This is a genomic window from Clostridium sp. AM49-4BH (genome assembly GCF_003478335.1).
Lineage (GTDB): Bacteria > Bacillota > Clostridia > Lachnospirales > Lachnospiraceae > Butyribacter.
Genome location: NZ_QUFB01000105.1, coordinates 1 through 2,456, shown reverse-complemented (window position 1 = coordinate 2,456; position 2,456 = coordinate 1). Strand labels below are relative to the sequence as shown.

Annotated in this window: 1 protein-coding gene; it reads right to left on the bottom strand. The window is 40.2% G+C overall.

Features of this window, described 5'->3' with window-relative positions:
- Positions 1 to 725 precede the first annotated feature (725 nt).
- A complete protein-coding gene (locus tag DW981_RS14395; RefSeq protein WP_182434312.1) occupies positions 726 to 1,922 on the bottom strand; it encodes a polysaccharide deacetylase family protein in 1,197 nt (398 codons plus the stop codon).
- Between the last annotated feature and the right edge of the window lie 534 nt (positions 1,923 to 2,456).

The window sequence follows — 2,456 nt, the reverse complement described above, 5'->3', positions numbered from 1 at the left end:
CGGAAACTCGAAGTCCCGGAAGCAAGGTATTCATCATTTTTGAAAGGGACTTTGCGCTCGTCGTTACTTATGTCTCGTATTTCAGAGACATTAAGTAACGTGACGTAGCGCATCGTAGCGAAAGCGTCCCGTCCAAAAATGGATGATACCTTGCTAAACCGGGACATCTCAGACACTCCTTCAGGCATGTATTCATCAGAGACCTAACAAAATAAGAAATTACGTAAAAACACTGCGCTCTACGGCAATTGTCTTAGTTTCTTGATGGCAGAATAATTTACGTTATTGGCTGCAAATTAGTTATTGTCTTACTGACATAATAAGCAATATGTGACAACATGATAATTTTTGATGTGCGAAGTTTGAGTAACTATATTGTAGTAGGAAAGGATGTTAGATGATTATGAAATTGGATGAAGAATATTTCCGACAAGAACAACAAAAAATCCGATCCTTTATCGAGACCGGATTTTTTACACTTTCTGTTATTCTGATCGCAAGTCTGGCAATCGTGTACAGCCAGAAAAAAATGCCTGCAGATAAATCTGTCATGTCAAACAGTTTGATACATAACAAGGAACTGCCGATTTATTGCGTTGATACCAAAAAACCGGTTGTCGCATTGTCATTTGACGCTGCGTGGGGAGCGTATCGCTCATTGAACACTATCTTTGTGCCGCCCCACTTCTTCCACATGCTGACTAAAAAGCATCGTCATTTCTATATTAATTGTTCACTTTATGATGCACTTCCGTCGTACTTGCCGTCAGCGGCAGGAATGTATAACCATGCTTTTTACCATATTTGATGATCTTATCTAATGCTCCAAGCATCTTATCATTCTTATAAAAATCATGCATTAACACAACATTTCCCCGACCTTTTACCAGTCCTGTAGTCACGTTGCGATACACATCATTTGCATTTTTAGCTGTGTCCGAGTCGCAGGAAGCAACATTCCAATCAAAATAATGATAACCCCAGCCGGCAATATCTTTGGTGATTCTCGTCATAATTCCCGGATTGTATCGGCTAACCGTATTAGAACTTCCTCCCGGAAAACGGCTTAACGTACACCAAACACCGTATTTCTTAAAGAAAAGATTGCGAAGCTTATCCAAATTTTGCTTGTACACTTTCTTGGACTTGTAAACGATGTTATATTTATGCTGATAACCATGCATAGCAAGAGTATGTCCCTCGTCGATCACGCGTTTCGTCAGATCAAAATCTTTTTTCGCCGGTTTCAACTCAAAAAAGGTTGCCTTGACATTATTTTCCTTTAGAATGTCTAAAACCTTCGGTGTCGTATAACGATTTGGTCCGTCATCAAAGGTCAGATACACAATATTTTTAATCTTTTTGTTGACTGTCAGATCACAACGATATGTGTGCTCTGCGCCCTTTCCATAGATCGTTGTCGTGCCAACCTTTTTACCGGTAACAACACCATCTGCATCAACGGTGGCGATCGTTTCATCTGCGCTTGTCCAGCTGACACCGCTTTCTTTATTACTAAAAAGGATCGGTAACTTCTCACCTTTCATCATCGTAAATGTCGGATACACCATGCCACGCTTTTTGATCTTTAATGCACTGCTGCTCTTTTTGCCATCCTTAGTCACAGTAAGCGTCGTTTTTCCTGCTTTGCAAGCGTGGACAATCCCCTCCGGTGACACAGAGGCTACTGAAGTATCTGCGATCACATATTCCGCTTTTTCTTTTTTCTCCAGCTCATACTGCTCTCCCAAAAGCAGCGTATATGTCTTCTGCTTGTCTGCGTCTGTGTTGTTTTTCACAGCTTTTTCCTTTTGAACGGCAGAATTGTTCGCCTTTTTGTCGCTCTTACAAGCTGTCATGCTGACGCAAAGCGAGCTCGCAAGCACCGCCATCAACCCCATTTTTATCCATTTTTTCATCATTCTCAAACCTCCTATGTACTGATATCTCTTGGCTCTTTGATGTGTTCTATAACACACGCAGCCATTATGCTTTTCATTCGCATCTGTTCTAGCATACACCATATTTCAAATAAAATCCATGAAATTAGTGTAATTATAGTATTTTAATTTATTTACTCAAACTTCGCACATCAATAATTACCATGTTGTCACATATCACTTATTATGTAAGTAAAATAATAGCTATTTTTGCAGCCAATAATGTAAATTATTCTGCCATCAAGAAACTAAGACAATTGCCGCAGAACGCAGAGTTTTTACGTGATTTCTTATTTTGTTAAGTCTCTGATGATTGCATGCCCGAAGGGATGTCTGAGATGTCCCGTTTTAGCAAGGTATCATCCATTTTTGGACGGGACGCTTTCGCTACGATGCGCTACGTTACGTTACTTAATGTCTCTGAAATACGAGACATAAGTAACGACGAGCGCAAAGTCCCTTTCAAAAATGATGAATACCTTGCTTCCGGGACTTCGAGTTTCCGAAGGGCATGTA